This window comes from Tenacibaculum sp. ZH5_bin.1, assembly GCF_042865525.1.
GTDB lineage: Bacteria > Bacteroidota > Bacteroidia > Flavobacteriales > Flavobacteriaceae > Polaribacter > Polaribacter mesophilus.
In genome coordinates, this window is record NZ_JBEGIO010000003.1 from 221466 (window position 1) to 241571 (window position 20106).

Annotated in this window: 15 protein-coding genes; 8 read left to right on the plus strand and 7 right to left on the minus strand. The window is 30.2% G+C overall.

Translation table 11 applies throughout. The features are described from left to right. Positions 1–22 precede the first annotated feature (22 nt). From ccsA to ABHQ57_RS11340, 3 genes are all read left to right on the plus strand, one after another. The gene (ccsA, locus tag ABHQ57_RS11330) at positions 23–3169 is read left to right on the plus strand and encodes a cytochrome c biogenesis protein CcsA (protein ID WP_167714255.1); all 3147 of its coding nucleotides are present in this window, start codon (positions 23–25) and stop codon (positions 3167–3169) included. A 61-nt stretch (positions 3170–3230) separates the two neighbouring features. Then, entirely contained in the window at positions 3231–3746 is a 516-nt protein-coding gene (locus ABHQ57_RS11335) for a DUF2892 domain-containing protein (RefSeq protein WP_167714256.1), read from the plus strand. A gap of 71 nt (positions 3747–3817) precedes the next feature. Beyond that, positions 3818–4669 (plus strand): N-acetylglucosamine kinase, encoded by an 852-nt coding sequence (locus ABHQ57_RS11340; RefSeq protein ID WP_159615364.1) that lies wholly within the window; start codon positions 3818–3820, stop codon positions 4667–4669. Here ABHQ57_RS11340 and murF read toward each other — a convergent pair. Next, positions 4666–5919 (minus strand): UDP-N-acetylmuramoyl-tripeptide--D-alanyl-D-alanine ligase, encoded by a 1254-nt coding sequence (murF, locus tag ABHQ57_RS11345; protein WP_167714257.1) that lies wholly within the window; start codon positions 5917–5919, stop codon positions 4666–4668. The genes ABHQ57_RS11340 and murF overlap by 4 nt on opposite strands. A 63-nt stretch (positions 5920–5982) precedes the next feature. Next, complete coding sequence (gldJ, locus tag ABHQ57_RS11350; protein WP_167714258.1) at positions 5983–7683, minus strand: gliding motility lipoprotein GldJ; 1701 nt, start codon at positions 7681–7683, stop codon at positions 5983–5985. Between the two features lie 375 nt (positions 7684–8058). On the opposite strand from gldJ, the gene porV reads away from it, so the two are divergent. From porV to ABHQ57_RS11375, 5 genes are all read left to right on the plus strand, one after another. Beyond that, positions 8059–9153: a type IX secretion system outer membrane channel protein PorV gene (gene porV, locus ABHQ57_RS11355; protein WP_047790232.1), complete on the plus strand. Its 1095-nt coding sequence runs from the start codon at positions 8059–8061 to the stop codon at positions 9151–9153. 81 nt (positions 9154–9234) lie between these two features. Further along, positions 9235–9717: a cytidine deaminase gene (gene cdd / locus ABHQ57_RS11360; protein WP_047790233.1), complete on the plus strand. Its 483-nt coding sequence runs from the start codon at positions 9235–9237 to the stop codon at positions 9715–9717. A gap of 176 nt (positions 9718–9893) precedes the next feature. Continuing rightward, on the plus strand, positions 9894–10958 hold the full coding sequence (locus tag ABHQ57_RS11365) for a 3-oxoacyl-ACP synthase III family protein (protein ID WP_047790234.1): 1065 nt from the start codon (positions 9894–9896) through the stop codon (positions 10956–10958). Between the two features lie 71 nt (positions 10959–11029). Beyond that, positions 11030–12565 (plus strand): glutamine-hydrolyzing GMP synthase, encoded by a 1536-nt coding sequence (gene guaA / locus ABHQ57_RS11370; protein WP_167714259.1) that lies wholly within the window; start codon positions 11030–11032, stop codon positions 12563–12565. Between the two features lie 30 nt (positions 12566–12595). Continuing rightward, on the plus strand, positions 12596–14425 hold the full coding sequence (locus ABHQ57_RS11375; protein WP_167714260.1) for a LysM peptidoglycan-binding domain-containing protein: 1830 nt from the start codon (positions 12596–12598) through the stop codon (positions 14423–14425). Between the two features lie 57 nt (positions 14426–14482). Here the strand turns inward: ABHQ57_RS11375 and rfbB are convergent, their stop codons facing one another. The 5 genes from rfbB to ABHQ57_RS11400 form a co-directional block, all read right to left on the minus strand. After that, a complete protein-coding gene (rfbB, locus tag ABHQ57_RS11380) occupies positions 14483–15529 on the minus strand; it encodes a dTDP-glucose 4,6-dehydratase (RefSeq protein ID WP_167714261.1) in 1047 nt (348 codons plus the stop codon). A 28-nt stretch (positions 15530–15557) separates the two neighbouring features. Then, complete coding sequence (gene rfbC / locus ABHQ57_RS11385; protein ID WP_047790237.1) at positions 15558–16112, minus strand: dTDP-4-dehydrorhamnose 3,5-epimerase; 555 nt, start codon at positions 16110–16112, stop codon at positions 15558–15560. Next, on the minus strand, positions 16112–16990 hold the full coding sequence (rfbA, locus tag ABHQ57_RS11390) for a glucose-1-phosphate thymidylyltransferase RfbA (RefSeq protein ID WP_159494535.1): 879 nt from the start codon (positions 16988–16990) through the stop codon (positions 16112–16114). Before rfbA ends, rfbC begins: the two co-directional genes overlap by 1 nt. 578 nt (positions 16991–17568) lie before the next feature. Then, complete coding sequence (locus ABHQ57_RS11395) at positions 17569–18645, minus strand: glycosyltransferase family 4 protein (protein WP_047790239.1); 1077 nt, start codon at positions 18643–18645, stop codon at positions 17569–17571. A gap of 620 nt (positions 18646–19265) precedes the next feature. After that, entirely contained in the window at positions 19266–20096 is an 831-nt protein-coding gene (locus ABHQ57_RS11400) for a glycosyltransferase (protein ID WP_167714262.1), read from the minus strand. Positions 20097–20106 lie beyond the last annotated feature (10 nt).

The following is a 20106-nucleotide window of genomic DNA, read 5'->3' on the forward strand; positions in this document are numbered from 1 at the left end:
TTTATACTTAGCAGATTTACTGATGAAAAAAATCTTAGATATTCTCTACTCTACCCGTTTAATGGCTGTATTATTTTTTGTTTTTGCCATTGCCATGGGAATTGCCACTTTTATTGAAAACGATTACGGAACCCAAACCTCTAAAGCATTAGTGTACAATACTTGGTGGTTTGAGTTGATTATGGTGTTCTTTGTTATCAATTTTTTTGGAAATATTTTTAAGTACAGATTATACAAAAAAGAAAAATGGTCTGTGTTATTATTTCATATATCATTTCTATTAATCTTAATAGGCGCCGGTATTACTCGTTATATTAGTTATGAAGGCTTAATGGTTATTGATGAAGGAGAAACAACCAATCAATTTTATTCTGAGCACACCTACTTAAATGTCATTATTGACAATGGTGAATTTCAAAAAACTACTGCAAACAAATTACTTTTATCTGCTTGGGGTAAAAACTCTGCAAGTTTTGAAGAAAACTTTCAACCTAAAAAGACAGGAAAAAATCATACGGTTTCTTTTAATTTAGTTGACTATATTCCTTGGTCTGAAACAAAAATGGTTTTAGACGAAAACGGAACAGAGCATTTATTTTTTGTAGAAAGTTCTGATGGAAGCAGACACGAGCATTACATTAAGAGAGGAACTATTGAAAATATTCATAATATTTTAGTAGGCTTTGAAGCTCCTAATAAAGAGGCTGCTTCAATTAACTTCTTTTATGAAGACGGTAGCTTAAAAATGATTTCTAAAAATAATGGAGATTGGTTTAGAATGGCTGATCAAAAGAAAGGTTTAATAGTTAAAGATAGTGCTCAACATTTTCAATTATTAACACTTCACAACGTAAATGGATTACAATTTGTAGTCCCTAAGTCTCCAGAAAAAGGAGAGATTAAAACAGTTAGGGGTAAAAAAGATGATAAAAAATATGACACCGTAATTTTTGATATAACTACAAATGGAGAAACTGAACGCGTTGAGTTTTATGGAGGCAAGTTTAATGTAGACAATCAACAACAATTTAGTATTGGAAATTTAAATTTTAGAGCTTGGTATGGATCTAAATTGTTACAAACCCCTTTTAGCGTAAAATTAAATGATTTTCAATTAGAAAAATATCCAGGATCAGAAAGTGCCGCAGCTTATGCTAGTGAAGTTACTGTAATTGCTCCTAACGAAACATTCGATTATAGAATATTTATGAACCATATTTTAGATTACGGAGGGTATAAATTTTTCCAATCAAGTTATAAAATTGACGGTGAACACGAGCAAACACATTTATCTGTAAATCACGATTTTTGGGGTACTTGGGTCACGTACATTGGTTATTTCTTATTGTTCTTTGGTTTAACTGCTTCTTTATTTGTTAAAAATACTCGTTTTTACGACTTAAAACAATCATTAGTTAAAATACGAAACAAGAAATCCAAGCTATCTCTAATTGCTTTATTTATTTCTTTAGCTAGTTATACGCAACATAAACAACATGAACCAAAACAAGTTTCTGAAGCCCAAATTGATTCTATTTTAATCGCAAATAAAGTAGATAATAAACATGCTGATTTATTTAGTTCTTTAGTTATTCAAGATGCTGGTGGACGCATGAAGCCTGCCCACACCTTTGCTTCAGAATTAGTTAGAAAAGTAGCCCATGTAGATAAATTTAAAGACATGGATCCTAGCCAGATTTTACTTTCAATTACAGAAAGTCCGATGCTTTGGTTAAACGTTCCCTTTGTGTATCTGGAAAAAGGGAACACACAAATTAGAGAAATTTTAGGGCTTTCTGAAGATACTGAATATGCTCGTTTTATTGATTTTTACAACCCTGATGGCTCTTCAAAAATTAGCAAACTTGTTGTTGAAGCTGAGAAGAAAAGGATTCAAAATAAATTTGAACAAGATGCTATTAAGATTGAAAGAAGAGTTTGGTTGTTATCGCAAGCTTTAGGAGGTGGTATATTACGTATTTATCCAATTCCTAACGACGAAAATAACAAATGGGTTTCGCAGCCCGAAACACTACAGGCAAATTTTAAAGGAACAGATTCTGTTTTTGTTCGTCAGTCATTACCCGTATATTTACAGTTATTACAAGCATCAAAAAAATCGGGAGATTATACTGAAACCACTAAGGTTTTAAATGGAATTAAGAAATTCCAACAAAAATTTGGTTCAGAAGTTATTCCTTCTAAAGACAAAATCGATTTAGAAATAGCTTACAATAAGTTAAATATTTTTGTAAAACTTTCTAAATATTACGGATACGTAAGTTTACTTTTAATTGTTTTTGTTTTCTTACAAATTTTTAATAACAAACCATGGGTTAACTATATAGTTAAGATACTTATAGGAATTGTTATTTTCCTTTTCGTTTTTCATGTATTAGGATTAACAGCTAGATGGTATATTAGTGGCAATGCCCCTTGGAGTAATGCTTATGAGTCCATTATTTTTGTAGGTTTAGCAACTATGTTATTTGGGTTAATTCTAGGAAAAAAATCTTCATTAACCATAGCTGCTACAACATTTTTAGTCTCGATTATTTTAGCTTTTGCTCACCAAAATTGGTTAGACCCTGAGATTGCTAACTTACAACCAGTATTAAACTCTTGGTGGCTATATGTACACGTTTCTATAATTGTTGCTGCTTACGGACCTTTCTTCTTAGGAATGATTCTTGGTGTATTTGCTTTGTTTTTAATCGTTTTTACCAACAAGAAGAACAAAAAGAAAATGGATTTACACATTAAAGAATTAACTATTATAAACGAAATGGCATTAACTGTTGGTTTAGTAATGTTTACGATTGGTAACTTTTTAGGTGGAATGTGGGCAAATGAAAGCTGGGGACGTTATTGGGGATGGGACCCTAAAGAGACTTGGGCTTTAGTTTCTATTATGATATATTCTTTTGTATTACATATGCGTTTAATACCAGGTTTACGAGGAAGATACACTTTCAATTTAGTTTCTATTTTAGCCATCTCATCAATTATGATGACTTACATGGGGGTTAATTTTTACTTATCTGGCCTACATTCTTATGCAAGTGGTGATAAAGTAGTTACGCCAGCATCAGTTTATTATTCTTTAGCTTTTGTTGCTGTTTTAGGAACTCTTGCTTGGATAAAAAACAAAAAGTATTACAAAAAATAAGTTGATAGGTTTTCTGTTAAAAAAATGTATTTTTGCAAACTGATAAAAAGAAGAGACAATTATGTTCAATAAAAATATAAAATTAGTTTTAGCTACCTTAATTACTATATGGTCTGTATATGAGTTCACACAAGGGCACATTATGAACGGTATATCAATACTATTACTTGCTGGACTATTTATTTTATTTTATTTTAAAAACGAGTTTATTCTTTTAGCTTTCTTACAACTACGTAAACAAAATTTTGCTGGAGCTCAAAAATGGTTAGGGTATATTAAAAACCCATCTACTGCATTAACAAAAAAGCAAGAAGGGTATTATAATTACCTACATGGTATTATGCTATCTCAAACTAACATTACTCAAGCCGAAAAGTTTTTAAAGAAAGCTGTTAAGTTAGGTCTAGCTATGGATCATGACTTAGCCATGGCTAAATTACAATTGGCTGGAATAGCAATGACTAAACGTAGAAAAAGAGAGGCTACAAACTTAATGGCAGAAGCCAAAAAGCTAGATAAACATGGCATGCTTAAAGAGCAAATGCAAATGATGAAACAACAAATGAAGAAAATTTAATGCTTCATCTTATTTTTGATATTTTCCTTAACTCTTTTAGTAGTATATTTAGCTTGTAAATAAGATAAGAAATGGTTTTAATTGCCGATGGTGGTTCTACTAAAGCTGATTGGATAGCTCTCGATGATACTAAAAAAGAAGTTTTTAGAACAACTACTCTAGGTCTAAACCCGTCTGTTTTAACAAAAGATGAAATGCTTAGCACAATAAATAGTGCTAACAACTTATTAAAAATACAAAACGACACTTTACAAGTCCACTTTTATGGAGCTGGTTGTGGAAGTCCTAAAGCTGCTAAAAGTTTACAAAATGTTCTAAAATCTATCTTTAAAAAAGCAACTGTATTTGTTTCTGAAGATACCTTAGCCGCTGTTTATGCTAGTACTGGTAAAAACCCTGGTATTGTGTGTATCTTAGGAACAGGTTCTAACAGCTGTTATTATGATGGAAAAGACATGATTACTACAGCTCCATCACTTGGCTACACTATTATGGATGAAGCTAGCGGGAATTATTTTGGCAAAAAATTATTACGTGATTTTTATTATAATAAAATGCCAAAAAAAATAGCTTCAGCATTTAAAACTTCTTTTGAACTTGATACTGATACCGTAAAAATAAACCTATATAAAAAACCATATCCAAATATGTATTTAGCTTCTTTTGCTAAATTTATGCTGGAGTATAGAGATGAAAAATACGTCAGAAAAATGATAAAAAAAGGAGTTCAAGAGTTTTTCAAGTATCGTATTCTTCCTTTTGAAAAAAATAGTCAAACACCAATTTATTTTATCGGATCAATTGCTTATTACTTTCAGGATATATTAGACAATGTCGCCTCTAAAAATAATTTATCTATTACTAATGTAATTCAACGTCCTATTGATAATTTGGTTAACTTTCACCGAAATAATTCTTTTTAAAAAAGCGCTACAACTCTTTCTAAAGCCATACCTCTAGAGCCTTTTACTAAAATTGTACTACTCTCAATTTGGTTGTTCTTTATATATTCTTCAAACTCATTAAACCCATTAAACCTTTTATACTTAGTCGTGGTTTTATAAAAATTCTCACCTATAAGGAAAGCTTCGTCTAAGTTTAATTCTTTTATAAAATTTACAATACTCTGATGTTCGTTTGAACTATATTTTCCAAGTTCAAACATATCTCCTAAAATTATTGTTTTATTATTAGCTTGCAGCTTACTAAAACTCTCTAAGGCTGCTTTCATACTTGTAGGGTTAGCATTGTAAGCATCTAGAATTATTCTATTAGTTTTTGTATTTATTACCTGAGACCTATTGTTAGAAGGGACGTAATTTTCAATTGCCTCTTTTATTAATTCTGTTGTTACATTAAAGTAATTACCAATAGTTATCGCCGCTGATATGTTAGCAAAGTTATAGGCTCCTATTAAATTACTTAATATCTCTGTATTATTATACGACAACTTTACAAATGGATTAGCCTCTATAAACTTTATGCTTTCATCAAAGGTAATACTCTCTATATCTTTTGTTTTAGCTATCTGCTTTTCATCATTGGGATTAACAAAAACTTTTTTGTTTTTGGCTCTCAAATAATCATATAATTCTGATTTAGCCTTTACCACACCTTCTAAAGAACCAAAACCTTCTAAATGTGCGCTTCCAAAATTTGTTATATACCCATAATCAGGGTTTGCTATTTCTGATAAAAACTCAATTTCTTTAGCATGATTTGCTCCCATTTCTACAATGCCAACTTCTGTATTCTTATTCATTGACAATAAAGTTAATGGTACACCAATATGATTATTAAGATTTCCTAAAGTTGCTGTAGTTTTATATTTTTTTGATAAAACTGAATTTATCAATTCTTTTGTTGTTGTTTTCCCATTACTTCCTGTTAATGCAATTACAGGAATTCCTAGTTGATTTCTATGATGATTTGCAAGTTTTTGTAGAGTTTCCAAAACATTATCAACCAAAATTAATTTTTCTGAAGTTTTATAATCAGCTTCATCAATTATTGCGTAACTAGCTCCATTAGTTATTGCCTCTTCGGCAAACTTATTTCCATTAAAATTCTCTCCTTTTAATGCAAAAAAAAGTGTGTTTTTTCTAATAGTTCTAGTATCTGTATCTACTAAACCATGTGTGATATATAAACTGTATAACTCTTCTATCTTCATAAAGTAAAAATAAAAAACCTCATTGAAATTCAATGAGGTTTTGTTGTATAAAATACTATTTTATTATCTAGCTCTATCTGGTGTAGCTGTTTTTCTTTTATTTAGCACCATTGGTCCCATTTTATCTGTAGCACATCTAAACCCTATGTAGTTTGTTGCCATATATTCTGGGAAATATCTTCTTTGAGCTGGATCTAACCAGTACTCTCTGTCAGCCCAAGAACCACCTTTATATACTCTAGACTTATCACTAATTAATGTAGTTCTTCTCTTATCATCATATTTATAATTATTAACCACATTACCTAATGTGTCAATTTCAGCTTCTGGCTTTTGAGGAGAGTTATACATTCTTTTTGTACGATCTAATTGATCTTTATCTAATCCATAGAACTTAGAAGAAGCCTGATCTCCATCACCTAAACTAGAATTGTTAGCTAAGTTATAATTTCTTCTCATGTAAGTATCTTCTTTAGTAATAGGAATATACTTAACACTTCCCGGTAAATCTTTAGGAACAATTCTACCGTTTTCTAAAGTATCATACTCTACTTCACCATCACCCACAATAACAACTTTACCCTCTTCATTGATTAATTTTTTAGTAAAAATGTTACCTCTAAAATAATTAAAGTCATTTGCTTCAGAATCGATAATTGGTCTATACACATCTTCTACCCATTCAGAAACATTACCAGACATATCATATAGTCCAAAAGCATTAGGAGGGTAACTTCTTACTGCATTAGGAATATCTGATCCATCACTACTCCATCCAGCAATACCACTATAATCTCCTTTTCCTTGCTTAAAGTTAGCTAATTGATCTCCTCTTCTTCTCTTATCTCTGTCACGAGTATACTTTCCACTCCAAGCATATTTTTTTCTTCCTCTAATATTATTATATTCACGGTTTTCAAAAATAGCTTTTGCAGCATATTCCCATTCTACTTCAGTAGGCAGTCTGAATTTTTGAGATAAAATACCATCTGAAGATGTAACCTGTCTACCTGTAAAGGTTCCTTTTTCTGGTTTTGGTTCTCCTTTTACCTTTGGAACTGGTATACCCTTTTTATAAATTGTAGAGTCTCCGTTGAATATCGCGTAAGGATCTGTTAAATAAGTATCGGTATCAAAATTATTTTCTCCTTTAAAGCTTATAGAATCTTCTTTAAAAATATTTTTTATAACACCTTTATCCATTAAAATTTTCAAGTTAACAGCATTGGTACGCCACTTACAATATTTATTTGCTTGAATCCAACTAACACCTACAACTGGATATTCAGCATAAGAAGGGTGTCTTAAATAACTCTCTGATAAAAGATTCGTATTGCCTAAACCTTTCCTCCATACCAAAGTATCTGGTAATACCGAAGGGTAAATGTTTTTAAACTGTGGATCTTCTGGAGGAAAAACATCTTTAGTATACTGCATAAATAACCCATATTCTGCATTCGTTACCTCTGTTTCATCCATGTAAAAAGTACGAACATGCATTTTTTGTGGAGTTGTATTCCAATCAAACATAACATCATCTTGTACTAATCCCATGGTGAAAGTACCTCCTTCTATGTGAACCATCCCTGGTGGTACATTTTTTCCTTCTTTATACTCTCCCTTTAAATATCCTCCATAGTTTGGGTCATTAAAGTTCCAACCAGTTAATGAAGATTTACTCGACCCACCTCCATTACTTTTACAAGAAGTAATTAATAAACTAGTGATCGCCAATAAACTAAATAATTTCAACGTACTTTTCATGTATTTTTAACTGTTTTTTAAGGGTGTCGCAATTTACAATATTTCTAATTTCTTACAACTAATTTATTTATAAATTCACATTTAGTAACCTTATCTATGCTAGATTACAAACGACAGTTTTTATACTTTAGTATTACGAATCTAAGAAAAAGATTAAAAAACAGACTATTAAAGTTTATTATTTTTTAACAGCCTAAAAATATTTTTTTCATTATTACGTATACAATATATAATATTGTTTAAGCAAACTCGTTTAGTTAGTTAACTAATAAATAAACCATTAAGTTTTATTTATACGAAATCTAAAAAAAGTTACTAGTTATAAACTCCCTCAAGAAAAATTATATATTTGCTAAACAATTAATCAAATTTTACATGAAAAAATTATCTATCGTATTATTTTTTGTGTGCTTTACCCTTCAAAATAAAGCGCAAGCCCAAACATCAATAAACACAACGGCAATGCCTTTCTTATTGATTACACCTGATGCTCGTGCTGGTGGTATGGGAGATATTGGAGTAGCTACCTCTTCAGATGCTTATTCAATTTTTCATAACCCTGCAAAAACTGCATTTAATCAAAACAAAATTAGCATAGGACTCAATTACACGCCTTGGCTTAGAAACTTAACTGACGATATTTTTGTTGGTGGAGGCTCTTACGTTAATAGGTACAGTGAAAAATCTGCTTGGGGTGTTGACTTAAAATACTTTTCTCTTGGAGAAGTTAATTTAACAGATACTAATGGCGGTTCTAATGGAATTGAAAACCCAAATGAATTAGCTATTACTGGTATTTATTCATTAAAGTTGAGTGAAAATTTTTCTATGGGTATAGGTTTAAAGTATATTCATTCTAATTATAAAATCAGAAGTAATGACTCCAACTTAGATGCTGTTAATTCTTTTGCAGTTGATGTTTCTGGTTATTATCAATCTAAGGAAAAAAACTTTGGAAGCTTTAATGGTCGTTACCGATTAGGTTTTAATATCGCTAATATTGGCCCAAAAGTAGAATATAGTCCTGGTGTTCCTAACTTCATCCCAACCAATGCAAAAATTGGTGGTGGTTTTGATTTCATTTTTGATGACAAAAACATTTTGGGACTTAACTTGGAACTTACAAAATTACTTGTTCCTTCAAGTCCTAACTCAGAGAGAGGTTGGTTTGAAGGAATGTTTACATCTTTAGGAGATAGAAGTTTTAGTGAAGAATTGCAAGAAACTACATGGGCTTTAGGCGCAGAATATCTGTATAACAATGCCTTTGCTCTTAGAGCTGGTTATTTTCATGAGAGTGAAGAAAAAGGACAACGTCAATACTTTACCTTAGGTACAGGATTTACTGCTAGAGCTTTTACTTTAGATTTATCTTATTTAATAAATACTGCAGCTGTTAACAACCCGTTAGAAAATACATTACGTTTTTCTTTATCTTTTGATTTAGGAGAACTATATGAAGTATATTAAAAAGTGGTATTTTTTTTATAAATTCGTATCAGAATACAAAAGCAGTCTTACCGACTGCTTTTTTTGACTAATTTATTTACGATGAAGAAAATTGACGTAACTACTAAAGCAACTGTATTTGATAATATATCACAATTATCAACTGAAGATGCTTTTTTAATTCAAAAAGCTATTGAGGCAAGACAAAAAGCTTACGCTCCTTACTCTAAATTTAATGTTGGAGCTGCTGTATTACTAGACAATGGTCAAGTTGTTTTAGGAAACAATCAAGAAAGCGCTGCTTATCCTTCAGGTATGTGCGCAGAGCGAGTAGCTATTTGGAAAGCGGGCTCTGAATACCCTAACATGAAAGTACTAAAAATAGCCATTACTGCTGCTTCTGAAAACTCTACGGTAGATAAACCTGTTGGTCCTTGTGGAGCTTGTCGTCAAACATTATCAGAATATGAAATCAACCAAAAACAACCAATTGAAATACTATTTACAGGAGAAGTTGGACAAATAGTAAAAACGGAATCGTTACTTTCATTATTACCTTTTTCATTTGATAGCTCATATTTGTAACAACCATCGAGTATCAAAATCACAAAAAAAAGCACCTCTAATTTTTAAAAAAAACAATTTAACTTATTTTTTTTAAAAACATAACAAATATTTGAAATTGAATGTAAATAAAACGGTTATCATCAATAAAAATATTTTATTTGTAATTACCAACCCTAAAAAAATCATTTATTTCAATGAAGAAATCAGTAATTACAGGAACAGGTTCATTTATCCCATCTATCAAAAAGGAAAATGCTAACTTTAATAATCATTCATTTTTAAATGCCGATGGAACATCTTTTGACAACCCTAACCCTATAATTATTGAAAAATTCAAATCCATTACTGGCATTGAAGAACGTCGTTACGCTAAAGATGAATATAAAGCTTCAGATTTAGGTTTTTTTGCTGCGCAAAAAGCTATTAAAGATGCTAAAATTAATCAAGAAGAATTAGATTATATTATTTTTGCTCATAATTTTGGTGATGTTAAAAAGAATGCCATTCAAAGTGACATTCTTCCAAGTTTAGCTACTCGTGTAAAACATTTGTTACAAATAAAAAACCCTAACTGTGTTGCCTACGATATTTTATTTGGTTGTCCTGGTTGGGTTGAAGGTGTCATTCAAGCACAAGCGTTTATAAAAGCAGGAATTGCTACAAAATGTTTAGTTATTGGTGGTGAGACTTTATCAAGGGTTGTTGACATGAATGACCGTGACTCTATGATTTATAGTGATGGTGCTGGTGCCTGTATCATAGAAGCTACTGATAAAAATGATAGTGGAATTTTAAGCCATGCTTCACAAACCTTTACTAAAGATGAAGCCTACTTTTTATTTTTTGGAAATTCAAACGATAAAAACAAAGACAAAGACGTACGCTACATTAAGATGCATGGACGAAAAATTTATGAATTTGCCTTAACCAATGTTCCAAAAGCTATGCAAACTGCTTTAGATAAAAGTGGTGTAGCTATTGATGATGTAAAAAAAATATTCATCCATCAGGCCAATGAAAAAATGGATGAAGCTATTATTAAACGTTTTTATCGTTTGTACAAAAAACCAATTCCTGAAGGTGTGATGCCAATGAGCATTCATAAATTAGGAAATAGTTCAGTAGCAACCGTACCTACCCTACTTGATTTAGTTTTAAAAGGAAATATTGAAAACCAAGAAGTAAAAAAAGGAGATGTTATTATTTTAGCATCAGTAGGTGCTGGTATGAATATTAATGCTATAGTTTACAAGATTTAATAGTTTAAAAAACTCTTTAATTTCTTACTAAATATTCTCGCAAATATAAAATCTAAGTACTATTTTTGCGCATGCAACAACACAACGTACTTATATTAGATTTCGGATCGCAATACACACAGTTAATTGCGCGCCGTGTAAGAGAATTAAATATTTATTGTGAAATTCACCCTTACAACAAAATACCACAAAATTTAAACGATTTTAAAGCTGTAATCCTTTCAGGAAGCCCATCTTCAGTTCGTTCAGAAGAGGCTCCTCATCCAGATTTGTCTGAAATCAGAGGTAAGAAACCATTATTAGCAGTGTGCTATGGCGCACAATATTTAGCTCATTTTTCTGGTGGTTTAGTAGCTCCTTCTAATACTCGTGAGTATGGTAGAGCTAACTTATCTTTTATTAAAGAAGGAGAAGAATTCTTTAAAGATATTTCTGAAGGAAGTCAAGTTTGGATGAGTCATTCAGACACAATTAAAGAGTTACCTACTGGAGGAACATTATTAGCAAGTACTCATGATGTACAAAATGCAGCATACAAAATTGATGGAGAGACTACTTATGCTATCCAATTTCATCCAGAAGTATATCATTCTACAGATGGTAAACAATTATTACAAAACTTTTTAGTTAATATAGCTGGGGTAGCTCAAACATGGACACCAGATTCTTTTGTTGACGAAACTGTAGCTGAATTAAAAGCTAAGATTGGTAATGACAAAGTTGTTTTAGGTTTATCTGGAGGAGTAGATTCTACCGTAGCTGCAGTTTTATTACACAAAGCAATTGGAAGTAATTTGCACTGTATTTTCGTAAACAACGGATTGTTACGTAAAAATGAGTTCACCGACGTATTAAAACAATACGAAGGTATGGGATTAAACGTTAAAGGGGTCGATGCTTCGGCACGTTTTTTGGACGAACTAGCTGGATTAAGTGACCCAGAAGCAAAACGTAAAGCTATTGGTAAGGTTTTTATTGATGTTTTTGATGATGAAGCACACCAAATAGAAGATGCCAAATGGTTAGCACAGGGAACAATTTATCCCGATGTAATTGAGTCAGTTTCAGTTAATGGAGGTCCTTCAGCTACTATTAAAAGTCATCATAATGTAGGTGGTTTACCTGATTTCATGAAATTGAAAGTTGTTGAGCCTTTACGTATGATTTTTAAAGATGAAGTACGTAGGGTTGGTGCTTCTATGGGAATTGATAAAGAATTATTAGGTCGTCACCCTTTTCCTGGGCCTGGTTTAGCTATTAGAATCTTAGGAGATATTACAGCTGAAAAGGTTCGTATTTTACAAGAAGTAGATGCTGTATTCATCAACGGATTAAAAGAAAGTGGGTTGTATAATAAAGTATGGCAAGCTGGTGCTATTTTATTACCCGTAAATTCTGTTGGGGTTATGGGAGATGAAAGAACCTACGAAAAAGTGGTAGCTTTACGAGCTGTAGAAAGCACTGATGGTATGACTGCTGACTGGGTAAATTTACCTTATGAGTTTTTACAAAAAACATCAAATAAAATAATTAATAATGTAAAAGGTGTAAACAGAGTTGTATATGACATTAGCTCTAAACCACCAGCAACAATTGAGTGGGAATAAAAATCCACCATTAATATAAAAAAAGAGTAGATGAAGAAATTACAGTTTTTACTATTAGTTTGTGTTTTAACTTTTGCCGTTTCTTGTGGCCAGCAAAAACGTTATGTATCCTACAAAATTCAAGAAGGTGAAACGATGCGAGACATTGCGGATCGTTTAGACATAAAAACGAAAGATTTATTACGTTTAAACCCTGATGTCGGAAGACGTCCTGAAGCTAACACAGTAATTGTAATACCAAACCCTAAAATTAAAAAGAGTACTTCTTCGTCTACTACCTCAGCAGAAGAAGAGGTAAATACTACCGATACTAATAATAACAAAGGTACGGCTATTGAAACTGAAGAAGATGATACTGTTTTTCAACAAACAGTTGTTGAGTATGAAACTCACGAAGTTCAAAAGGGAGAAACTGTGTATCGTATTACAAAACAATATGGTATAACAAAAGAGGATTTAATTAAATTTAACCCTGAGTACACCAATATTCAAAGTAATAATTTAAGTATTGGTCAGATATTAAAGGTTAAGGCTTTAGAAAAAACAGTTACTATTAATAAAAATGAAGTTTTAGAAAAATTCTTAACGCATACTGTTAAGAGTAAAGAAACTATGTATAGTTTAACTCGTTTTTACAATGTATCTAAAGAGGACTTACTACGCTTGAACCCAGAATATCCAGATTTGGCTGACAATAAATTATCAGTAGGTCAATTATTAAAAATAAAACCTATTGAAGAGGTTAGTAAAAGAGAAAACTATTCTTTTTACAAAGATTCTATTCAAGTTAACACATCTATTAATCTTGCTATTTTACTTCCTTTCAAGGCTGATGAATATAGTGAAAAATCAAATAAAGATATTTTTGATGACAACCCTTTAACTAATATGGTAACTGACTTCTATATGGGAGCAGAAATTGCTATTGATTCTATAAAAAGACAAGGAGTTAAAGTAAATGTTAACGTTTTTGATACAGGAAATAGAGGAAAGAATGTAACCACAATTCTTGAAAATAAAAAATTAGAAAATACAGATGTAATTATTGGTCCTTTTTATTCTGATAAAGCAGAAGTTATTGCTCGTAATGTAAACTCTAAAGTCGTTTTTCCACACTACTCTAATAAACAAGATAAATTTTCTTCACCTAAGTTAATTAAGACAGCTCCTGAAAAAAACAGCTATCAGATATACTTAGCATCTTATTTAAAAGATAGTTATAAAGATCAAGAAATATTTATTGTCAGTGACGAAAAGAAAGACACAAATTCAAAAGTTTCTATAATTATATCTGAACTAAAAAAACATGATAGTATTAATAATATACATGTCTTAAAGCCTGAAAAAGGCTATATAAAGAGAACGCGTTTTACAAGTAAGATGTCTTCTAAAAGACATAACTGGGTTATAATTGCTTCTGACGACAATGTAGTAGTTGCTGATGCTCTAAATAGTATGATTAGCTTACCTGACGAAACTAAAGTTCAGGTATTTGCTATTAGTAAAGGCAATGCTTACGATAAGATTGATAATAATAAACTTGCTAGTATAAATTTCACTTATGTTTCTAATACTTATTCAGACGAAAATGCCTTAGAAACTAAAGATTTTAACAATAAATATTTACAAAAAAACAACACTATTCCTTCAGACTATGCTATTAAAGGTTTTGATATAACATATGATGTTTTAATGCGTTTGGCTTCAGGAAATGAACTTACAGACACCTTTAAAAAAGGTGTTTCTTTACGTGTTGAAAATAAATTTGACTACCATAAAAAGATGTTTGGGAGCAGTGGAAATCAAGGTTTATTTATTGTTAAATACAATGAAGATTTAAGTTTAAGTAGACTTAGATAAAATCTAATCTAAATTTTATAATACAAAAGCCAAAACTAAAAAGTTTTGGCTTTTGTATTACCCATACATTTCTTTGTAATATTTTTGGTACTCTCCACTTGTGACATTCTTAACCCAATCTTTATTTTCCAAATACCATTTAACTGTTTTTTCTATTCCTTCTTCAAACTGTAAAGAAGGTTCCCACCCTAACTCATTCTTAAGCTTTGATGCGTCTATTGCATAACGAAAATCATGACCTGCTCTATCTTTAACGTGAGTGATAAGTTTTTCTGACGCTCCTTCATCTCTTCCAAGAAACTTATCTACTACTTTTATTAGAACTTTAATTAAATCAATATTTTTCCATTCATTAAGCCCTCCAATATTATACGTATCTCCAATTATCCCTTTATGAAAAATAACATCTATTGCTTTCGCATGATCTTCCACATATAACCAATCTCTTACATTTTCTCCTTTACCGTACACTGGTAAAGGTTTGTTACTACAAATATTATTAATGAATAACGGAATTAATTTCTCAGGAAACTGATATGATCCGTAATTATTTGAACAGTTAGAAATTACGATTGGCAAACCATAGGTGTTTTTGTATGCCCTTACAAAATGATCTGATGAAGCTTTGGATGCTGAATATGGTGATTGGGGATTATACGAAGTTTTTTCAGTAAAAAAACCATCATTTCCTAAACTTCCATAAACCTCATCCGTAGAAATATGATAAAACAATTTTCCTTTAAAATTGTCTTTCCAACTATTTTTTGCTACTTCTAATAAATTTAAGGTTCCATAAACATTTGTTTTAACAAACGACAAAGGATCTGTAATAGAGCGATCTACATGCGATTCAGCTGCTAAATGAATAATTCCATCAATTGAATAGCTAGAAAACAATTTTTTCAATAAATCTTCATCGCAAATATCTCCTTTTACAAAGGTGTAGTTCGGTTGATGCTCAATGTCTTTTAAATTTTCTAGATTTCCTGCGTATGTTAACGCATCTAAATTTACTATGTGTTTGTTTGGGTATTTATTTACAAACAATCTTACCACATGAGAGCCTATAAAGCCAGCTCCTCCTGTAATTAATATATTCCTCATGAAAGTTTAGTATATAAACTCAAAGTTACTAATAAATAAACGGAGTTTTTAACTCTGTAAAAGTAGAAAGTTGTTGGTCTTTTGAAGAAAGTATTATATCTTCAGTATCAATTCTCCAATCAATATTCAATGTAGTATCATTCCAAATAATTCCTGAGTCATATTCAGGGGCATACCAATTATCTACTTTGTATGCAAAAACAGCTTCTTTGGATAAGGTTACAAATCCGTGTGCAAACCCTCTCGGTATAAATAGTTGTTTTTTATTTTCTTCAGATAATTCTAAGGTGATGTGCTTACTATAGGTAGGTGAATCTTTTCGAACATCTACAACTACATCTAATACTTTTCCTTGAATACATCGCACTAGCTTCGCTTGAGCAAAAGGTGGCTTTTGAAAATGTAATCCGCGTAGAACTCCATAAGTCGATTTCGACTCATTATCTTGAACAAAATTTACATTTCCTATATTTTCTTTAAATTCTTTTTGATTGAAAGATTCAAAAAAATACCCTCTTTGATCTCCAAAAATTTTTGGTTCAATAACAACAACTTCAGGAATTTTAGTCTTCGTAAAAATCATTATTTCTCTTTTGCTAAGTTTAATAAATATTGTCCGTAGCTGTTTTTTTTCAAAGGTCCTGCTAAATTTCTGACTTGTTCCTTATTAATATACCCCATATAGAGCGCTATTTCTTCTATACATGCTACTTTTAAACCTTGACGTTTTTCAATGGTTTCAATAAATTGACTTGCTTCTAATAAAGAATCATGCGTCCCGGTATCTAACCAAGCAAAACCACGTCCCATCAATTCAACTTTTAGTTGTTCGTTTTCTAAATAATACTGGTTTACAGAGGTAATTTCCAATTCTCCTCTTTCTGATGGTTTTACATTTTTGGCTACTTGAATTACATCATTTGGATAGAAATACAAACCAACTACCGCATAATTAGATTTAGGAATCTCAGGTTTTTCTATAATAGAAATAGCATTTCCATTAACATCAAAATCTACCACTCCATAGCGTTCTGGGTCTTTTACATTGTAGCCAAAAACAGTGGCTTTATTTTTTTCTTTTATATTATCAATTGCAGATTGCAACATTTCAGGTAATCCATGGCCATAAAAAATATTATCTCCTAAAATAAGACAAACATCATCCTTCGCTATAAATTCTTCACCAATGATAAATGCTTGTGCTAATCCGTCAGGTGAAGGTTGTACTGCATAACTTAAGTGTATTCCTAAATCATTACCATCTCCTAATAATTTTTGAAAACTTGGAAGATCATCTGGTGTAGAGATAATTAATATTTCTCGAATACCAGCTAACATCAATACTGATAATGGATAATAAATCATCGGTTTATCATATACCGGAAGTAACTGCTTTGATACTCCTTTAGTAATTGGATATAATCGTGTTCCCGAACCTCCTGCTAATATAATACCCTTCATTTATTAAACGTTTAAAGTACGCTAATTTATAGAAAAAATAAAGCTCAGGAAAACCTGAGCTTTGAATTCTAAATTATTACTGTTTTTGCTACCATTTCCAGGCGGATAGTAAAGCCTCTTCTAATGTTTCTTGAGGCTTCCATCCTAAAACTTCATTCGCTTTAGTTGTATCTGCATATACATATGTAACAATGTATTACTCGATCAATTACACTCTCATTAAAAAAGCTATGTACTACTTTTTTATCTCTTAAGTATATTTAATAAAAGTTTGGTTTAACATTAGAAATCTCAGTTATTTGACCTAATACTTCAATTTTACTGTTTGATTACTCATCAATAATTATAACTTCAAAACTTTCGTTTTGTAGTTCTATAACTACATTAAATCCTATAAATCCTAAATTATTTGTTACGAGTATTTTTTGCGTTTATAAGAAATTTTTAATGTGTCTTTTAAAGTATAATATTTCAAGAGTAATTAAGTTTAGTGTAAAAAGCATCTCTATTGTTGTAAAAGAAGCTTCTTTTTCTATAAAAACACACTTAAAATGGAGTCTGCTACTCTATTTAGAAAATTAGCGTTTTTTTTTTAAGTCATTAGACTCATTTTTTTTTAACAAATAAAAAATAGCTAAATAAAAAACCATTGATAATAAAACAAAAAACAATAATAAAATAAAACTATTAAATCTCATTGACAACAAATATATTATCAATGTAATAATCATGTTTATTATAACTATAAAAAATGTTGTTTTTTTATGAGTAAAACCTCTATCTATAAAAATATGGTGTACATGATTTCTATCTGCTATAAAAAAGCTTTTTTTATTTACAGTTCTAATAATAAAAACCCTTATAGTATCAAGAATAGGGATTGATATTATTGAAGTTATAATTATAGGTAAATTTTCAGGTAAAACTCCTATAGACCCAATTTCTTTTTGATATGATAGTATTTTTAATGCCAATACAGCTATTAGAAAGCCTATAATCATAGAACCGGTATCCCCCATAAATATCTTTTTCTTTTCAGATAAGTTATAAGTCAAAAAAGCTAGTAGTGTCCCTACGATAACCATACATAGAAAGAAATAATAATTCTGTTCTAAAAAGTAAAAAATAACAGCAAAAAATGTAAATATTGTTATTCCAACTGAAGAAGCTAAACCATCAATACCATCAATTAGGTTAAATGAATTTATTATAAAGAAAATTGAAAAATAAATAAAGAATAAGTAAAACCAATAATTTAATTCAGTTATTCCTAAAAAACCTCCTAGAGACTCTATCAACAAATTATTATCACATACTAAAAAAGTTATGGCTAATATTTGGGCTATCGATTTTGTAGTAGCTGACAATGCTACTAAGTCGTCTTTCAAACCAATTATAAACAAAACAGTCAAGCTCACCATTAAGTTTAAACTTATTATATCTTCATCCCATTTTTTTAAAAAGAAAAAAGACAATATTATAGTTATAAAAAAAGCGACTCCTCCAAGTGTTGGTGTTACTCTTTTGTGAGAACTCCTTATATTAGGTTCATCTAGCAATTTCTTATGAAATACTACTTTAATTATTTTAGGTATAATACAATAGGTTACTAAAAAAGACCCTAACAAAAACATACCCAATAAGCCTAACAACATAATAGCATGGAATTTTTAACGCAAAATTAAGAAAGTTACTGGCATTAAAAAATTTATTATAGTTTTTATTTAACTTTGATACGCTCCATATGTTACTCTTTTAATCTAGTTTTTCATTTTCTAAATATCTTTTTACTTTTTTTTCAATACCTTCCTAATTCACCTTTTAACTTCGATGAGTCAGTAACAATAATCGAGACCAACTCTATCTTTAACAAATGTAATTAACCATCTCTTATAATATTTCCTTTTCCTTAAATAGGAAAAGACTTATTATTACAAAATTATTAATAAACAAGCGGTATTAATATGTCTGGAAATTGATATGATTCATGATTATTAGAAACAATTAAATATCATAACCGACAAACCGAAAGCTGTTCAACATAACTTAATTGAATACATAACTCTCTTCCATTACCTAACAACATTTTGAATATTTGGCAAACCATTTAGGAGTGAAAATAATTAATACTTTTTATCACTACTTGCATCGACATAAATAACCGATGATATGTCATCGATTTAACATATACAGTAAATAACTGTCATGATACCACTCGTCAAGTTAAACCGGCATAACATTGTTCATTATCCCTCTACTAGTATGATTCTTTTTTTTAATTATTTAATTTTTTTCTAAGCTTGCTATTATAAATTTTTTCAACCAAAAATACTGGTAACAATCTAAACAATAATCTAAACAAAGGATATATCAACTTAAAACTAAAGCCATAGTTAGTTATAATTCCTTTGTAATATATTTTAAATTCTCCAATAGCTTTTTTATAACTTCTTCTTTTATAAAAATTATCTTGAACTCTCAGCTTTAATACTACATCTTTAATATTAGCAATTTCAATATTTTTATTTAATGCCCTAAACCACAAATCTACATCTTGGCTAAATTTATGGTTTGCATCGTACCTAAACCCCTTATTAAAAAAATCTTTTTTGAAACATACTGCTGGATGCGCAAATATTGATGCTTTATATATATACTTTTTCGCTTTAACTGAATTTTTAGGGTATGTTCTAATCATTTGCATACCGTGTTCTTCAGAGAACTCTTCTATAGCACCACCGCTAATTAAAATATCAGGGTTCTTCTCCATAAAATTTACTTGCTTAGTTGCCCTATCTAAATAACAAACATCATCACTATCCATTCTAAAAATATAATATTCATTTTCTAGAGTTTCTATTAATCTGTTTAAAGTAAATGCTAGTCCTTTATTTTCTTTGTTTTTTATAATCTTATAAAAAAATTTAATATTTTCGTTTATATAATCATCGACTTCGTTTGATAATTCACCATCAACTCCTAGGTATATATTTATATTTTGAAATCCATAATCTTGATTTACTATAGTTTCTATTGCTTCTTTAAAATATTTAAGTTTATCTTTTTTATAAACAGTTATAATAAATGCTATTGTGCTTTTCTTCATTAAATTATTA

Excerpts from the sequence above, each read along its gene's own strand:
- ccsA (WP_167714255.1), top strand. The coding sequence starts at position 23 with ATGAAAAAAATCTTAGATATTCTCTACTCTACCCGTTTAATGGCTGTA.
- ABHQ57_RS11335 (WP_167714256.1), top strand. The coding sequence starts at position 3,231 with ATGTTCAATAAAAATATAAAATTAGTTTTAGCTACCTTAATTACTATA.
- ABHQ57_RS11340 (WP_159615364.1), top strand. The coding sequence starts at position 3,818 with ATGGTTTTAATTGCCGATGGTGGTTCTACTAAAGCTGATTGGATAGCT.
- murF (WP_167714257.1), bottom strand. The coding sequence starts at position 5,919 with ATGAAGATAGAAGAGTTATACAGTTTATATATCACACATGGTTTAGTA.
- gldJ (WP_167714258.1), bottom strand. The coding sequence starts at position 7,683 with ATGAAAAGTACGTTGAAATTATTTAGTTTATTGGCGATCACTAGTTTA.
- porV (WP_047790232.1), top strand. The coding sequence starts at position 8,059 with ATGAAAAAATTATCTATCGTATTATTTTTTGTGTGCTTTACCCTTCAA.
- cdd (WP_047790233.1), top strand. The coding sequence starts at position 9,235 with ATGAAGAAAATTGACGTAACTACTAAAGCAACTGTATTTGATAATATA.
- ABHQ57_RS11365 (WP_047790234.1), top strand. The coding sequence starts at position 9,894 with ATGAAGAAATCAGTAATTACAGGAACAGGTTCATTTATCCCATCTATC.
- guaA (WP_167714259.1), top strand. The coding sequence starts at position 11,030 with ATGCAACAACACAACGTACTTATATTAGATTTCGGATCGCAATACACA.
- ABHQ57_RS11375 (WP_167714260.1), top strand. The coding sequence starts at position 12,596 with ATGAAGAAATTACAGTTTTTACTATTAGTTTGTGTTTTAACTTTTGCC.
- rfbB (WP_167714261.1), bottom strand. The coding sequence starts at position 15,529 with ATGAGGAATATATTAATTACAGGAGGAGCTGGCTTTATAGGCTCTCAT.
- rfbC (WP_047790237.1), bottom strand. The coding sequence starts at position 16,112 with ATGATTTTTACGAAGACTAAAATTCCTGAAGTTGTTGTTATTGAACCA.
- rfbA (WP_159494535.1), bottom strand. The coding sequence starts at position 16,990 with ATGAAGGGTATTATATTAGCAGGAGGTTCGGGAACACGATTATATCCA.
- ABHQ57_RS11395 (WP_047790239.1), bottom strand. The coding sequence starts at position 18,645 with ATGTTGTTAGGCTTATTGGGTATGTTTTTGTTAGGGTCTTTTTTAGTA.
- ABHQ57_RS11400 (WP_167714262.1), bottom strand. The coding sequence starts at position 20,096 with ATGAAGAAAAGCACAATAGCATTTATTATAACTGTTTATAAAAAAGAT.